This window comes from Candidatus Coatesbacteria bacterium, assembly GCA_014728225.1.
Taxonomy (GTDB): Bacteria; RBG-13-66-14; RBG-13-66-14; order RBG-13-66-14; family RBG-13-66-14; genus WJLX01.
This window is the reverse complement of record WJLX01000148.1, coordinates 1-4,007: the sequence shown is the minus strand read 5'-3', so window position 1 is coordinate 4,007 and position 4,007 is coordinate 1. Positions and strand designations below refer to the sequence as shown.

The following is a 4,007-nucleotide window of genomic DNA, read 5'->3' as shown; positions in this document are numbered from 1 at the left end:
TGATTGGCAGGATAAACAAATGGAAGAAATTGATGATACTTTTAGATTGAACGAAGAAAGATTATCAAAGAACCCACACACATCACAGCAACCTCATAGGCCTTACCACAATAAAATGAAAGAATGGATACTTAATGACTTAACGATTATTATCGAACGTCTTATAAGAATGTTGTCTTTTCTGTTTCAGCAAGCTTATCTAGGTGATATTAGTCAAGAGTTAATGGCTGCAACCGACCTTTATGAATTTAAACGTATGACGGACGCTGAATTAGGAACAACACAATATTGAATAACTCTTAAACACTGCGGATTGTCACGTGTTAAACTCGACCGGGGAAGGGAGCCGAGCGGCGGCTGAAGAACCCAGCGGTCAGCGCCGCGACCCGGAGAAACGATGAACCAGCAACGTCCCCCATTCCGCAGCCCGCGCCTCGGCCCGGACACCCCGCCCGGCGCCGTGCCCTACGGCCGTCTCGACAAGACCAAATACCGCGCCGTCTTCATCTCCGATACCCACCTGGGTATCCGCGGCGCCAACTCCCGCATCCTCCTCGACTTCCTCTACTCCATCGAAACCGACCACCTCTACCTCGTCGGCGACATCATCGATATGTGGGTCCTGGGACAGAAGTGGGGCTGGAGCTGGGAACACAACGTCATCCTGCGCAAGCTGCTGTCCTTCGTCAAGTACGGCAGCCGGGTGATCTACATCCCCGGCAACCACGACGACTTCTTCCGCGACTTCGCCCCGGTGGACTTCGGCGGGATCGAGATCCGCCGCACCGCTGACCACGTCTCCGCCGCCGGCGGACGCTACTGGGTCCTCCACGGCGACGACTTCGACATGCTGATCCAGAAGCACCGCGGCGCCTCGATCATCGCCGCCGGCTTCTATCGTTACCTGCTGGCCCTCAACCACCTCTACAACTGGTTCCGCCGCAAGACGGGCCGCGGTAACTACTCCCTCTCGGCCAAGATAAAGAAGGGGACCCGCAACTACCAGCGGATCATCAAGAACTACGAGCTGACCCTGACCACCGCCGCCCGGGAACGGGGCTACGACGGCGTCATCTGCGGCCACATCCACATCCCCGCCCTCAAGCGCCTCCGCGGCGTCGAGTACCTCAACACCGGCGACTGGGTCGAGTCCTACACCGCGATCTGCGAGGACTACGACGGCAAGTTCAGCCTGGTCACCTGGCCCGTCTGGCACCGCGGCAAACCCGCCGACGACGTCCAGGCCGAGCTGAGCATCCCCGAGCGCCCGACGATAAAACGCCGCCCCCGCTGGGGCGACGTGCTGGGAGAGCGACTGGGAGAGCGAGAGGGGCCGTTCGACTAGGGATCGACGCCAAAGCTGAACAGCGGATAGGGACAGCGGCTAGGGCTGGTAGGCTTCACTGGAATCAAACAAGGGAATCACTCAACGCCAACGGAACATTTTAACGTAGACTGAGTGAGAACGGCGGCTGGAAGATACCAATTCGTGCACATTGTCACGTGGGGTTGTGCCGGGTCTCGAATCGCGTAATGTCGTGGAACTGATTGCGGCAACCCGGGGCTGCCCGCTCCACCGCCCGGTACCCGACAGCTCATCGGGGATCGTCAAATCCCACATCATGTTGTACCAAGCAGTTGAAACGGATCCTCGGCCACTGTCACCAGCCGTCAGTTGAGCCGAGGCTCCCGCGGACCTCTAGCTGCCTTCGCGGCGATTTGCGACGGCGGTATCTACTCCGAGCGCAATGGTCCTGAAGCCTGGGTGATACCGTAACCCTTTCGGCTTGGTGTAGTGTATTTTCCCACCGCCGAAGCAGCTGATCAAGTCGCTGGTGGCAAGCAAGGAACCGGTTACGCAGGACTGGCCGTCCGCACCAGCCACAGGGACAGACGGACGGCCGCGGGCGCTGTGTTGCTCAGAGTTGCGAGCGGAACCGTAACCGCTCGCTCGTCGAATGGATTAGAGGCATACCCCGCGTTGCCCGACGGGAGGCGCCGGCGCGGTTTTTGCCTCCGCCGGACGCCCCCGGCGGACGGCGGAGCGCTGCAAAAACCGTGACGGCGCCGGCCGGGGCGGTGAGAACCCCCGACCGCGCACGGCGACAAACGCACGCAGCGGCGAAGCGGGGGAGTGACGGCGATGGGCGCTACTCCAGAATCTCCTCGTCTTCGGGGCGCCAGGCCGGGTCGACGATGCAGAGGTAGACGAAGGGCTCGGAACCCTCGCGGTTGTCCACCCACTGGATCGCCCCCGGCGGGATGTCGACGCAGTCGCCTTCCTCGATCCGCGCCGTCTCGTCGTCGATGTGCATGATCGCCGCCCCCGCCACCACGTAGTACAGCTCGCTGGAGGTCAGGCGGTGACGCTTGGAGGCCTTGCCGGGCAGCAGGATGGCCTCGGCCAGGCTGTAGCGTCCGGCGAAGCCCTCGTCGTTGTGGGCGTTGATCAGCTCGCGCAGGTGGGTGCCGTCGCCGGCGACGACCTTCTTGGAATTCATCAGGCTCTTGATACGCACGGTTGTCCTTCCCGGTGGAGTTGGAGCCGGACGGTATCCGCGGCGGATTAACCGACCGCCGACCGCCCTTTGCCCCCGCCCCCCCGCTCGAAACGGGTTGGTGTCGTGATGAGATTAACCACCCCAGGCTTCGCAGTCAAGTTTCTGCCCCTGCTGCTCCTGCTTTTCTGCGGCTGTTCCCGCGAGCCGGCGGAGCTGCTCGAGCTCTACCTGGCCGGGGGTGAAGAGGCCGCCGAGGCCGGTGATGAACTCGTCGCCGGGGGCGGTGAGGCCCTCGACGTCCTGCTGCCGGCCTTCGACGATCCCGCCGACCGGGGGGCGGTCTCCCGCCTGCTGGAGCGGATGGGTGAACCGGCGGCCCGCCGCCTCCTCGAACCCTTGCTGGGCGACGACGATGACCGCTCCCAGGCCGCCGCCGAGGTGCTGATCGGCATCGGCGCCCCGGCGGTGCCGCCCCTCGCCGAACACCTGAACCCGCAGACCGAGTACGTCGCCGATGTGGTCTTCACCCTGTCGCGCATCGGCGATCCGGCCTGGCAGCCGCTGATCGACGCCTACGCCGATACCACGGACGTCGAATACCGGGGGCTGCTCTCCGCCGCCTTCTACCTCCACGGCAACGCCTTCCTGGCCCGTCGTCTGCTGGAACGCCTGGGGCCCGGGGAGCTGACCGACGACCTGTTGACGACCGTCGTCCTGCACCTGCCCGTCGACGAGCTGGCCCACGGCGTAGCCGCCGAGACGGCCTGGCGCCTGTTGACCTTCAACCCCCTCGAGCCGCTGACCGAGCGGGTGATCGAGCTGGCCCGCAGCCTGTCCGTCGAGACCCGCACCGCCTTGGGCGAACTGGCCGCTGCGCGCGCCGCCGAGAAGCCCTTCCAGAGCTCCCTGGTGCTGATGCACCTGTCCGCCCTCGAACAGAACTGGCTGGAATGCGCCGACTACGGCGTCGAGCCCTTCGGCACCCTGGTACTGCGCCTGGAGCGCGCCCGGGAGTCCGGGGCCGGCTCCGACGAGGCCGCCCTGCTGGCCACGGCCCTGCTGCACCACGGCTCGATCTTTCTCAATTACCTCGTCGAGGGCGCCGAGTCGCCCGCCGGCGACCTGCGCCTGGCCGAGCTGGCCGGCGAGGTCACCCGGCGCCTGGAGCCGCTGCTGTAGTCCTCCCGAGCGCTTCGGCGACGGACCCGCCCGCCCGGCCGAACCCACCGCCGCGGGCCGATAAACCCGCGCCCGCGACCTGGAAACCCGCATTCTTTCCGGCTATACTAACGGTTGCGTAACAGGCCGCTGCTCCTGCAGCCCACCGGGCCGGGATCTTTCATCGAGTCCGGGAGTGGTCATTCTAGCGTCGGCCCTGCAGCCCACCGGGCCGGGATCCTTCGCAGGCAACCTGCATCGAGCACCGCTCCCGCCGCCGGCGAACCGCAAGTTTGCTCCGTGCCCCCGGCCGTTCCCCAAGGTCGCCGTCGACCCCACCCTGAAACC

4 protein-coding genes are annotated in these 4,007 nt (G+C 64.6%); 3 read left to right on the top strand and 1 reads right to left on the bottom strand.

Features of this window, described 5'->3' with window-relative positions; genetic code table 11:
• The first annotated feature begins 19 nt into the window (after positions 1-19).
• Together GF399_10730 and GF399_10725 are read left to right on the top strand one after the other, a co-directional pair.
• The gene (locus tag GF399_10730; protein MBD3400790.1) at positions 20-292 is read left to right on the top strand and encodes a hypothetical protein; all 273 of its coding nucleotides are present in this window, start codon (positions 20-22) and stop codon (positions 290-292) included.
• A gap of 105 nt (positions 293-397) precedes the next feature.
• Positions 398-1,345, top strand: coding sequence for a UDP-2,3-diacylglucosamine diphosphatase (locus tag GF399_10725; protein MBD3400789.1), 948 nt, complete (start codon positions 398-400; stop codon positions 1,343-1,345).
• Positions 1,346-2,150: 805 nt separating this feature from the next.
• On the opposite strand, the gene GF399_10720 is transcribed toward GF399_10725, so the two are convergent.
• Positions 2,151-2,501: a cupin domain-containing protein gene (locus tag GF399_10720; GenBank protein ID MBD3400788.1), complete on the bottom strand. Its 351-nt coding sequence runs from the start codon at positions 2,499-2,501 to the stop codon at positions 2,151-2,153.
• A 126-nt stretch (positions 2,502-2,627) separates the two neighbouring features.
• Here GF399_10720 and GF399_10715 point away from each other — a divergent pair, with 126 nt between their 5' ends.
• Positions 2,628-3,680 (top strand): hypothetical protein, encoded by a 1,053-nt coding sequence (locus tag GF399_10715; protein ID MBD3400787.1) that lies wholly within the window; start codon positions 2,628-2,630, stop codon positions 3,678-3,680.
• Positions 3,681-4,007: the final 327 nt, after the last annotated feature.

Bases quoted from the DNA above. Each gene is read 5' to 3' on its own strand.
- GF399_10730 (MBD3400790.1), top strand. From the start codon at position 20: ATGGAAGAAATTGATGATACTTTTAGATTGAACGAAGAAAGATTATCA.
- GF399_10725 (MBD3400789.1), top strand. From the start codon at position 398: ATGAACCAGCAACGTCCCCCATTCCGCAGCCCGCGCCTCGGCCCGGAC.
- GF399_10720 (MBD3400788.1), bottom strand. From the start codon at position 2,501: ATGAATTCCAAGAAGGTCGTCGCCGGCGACGGCACCCACCTGCGCGAG.
- GF399_10715 (MBD3400787.1), top strand. From the start codon at position 2,628: ATGAGATTAACCACCCCAGGCTTCGCAGTCAAGTTTCTGCCCCTGCTG.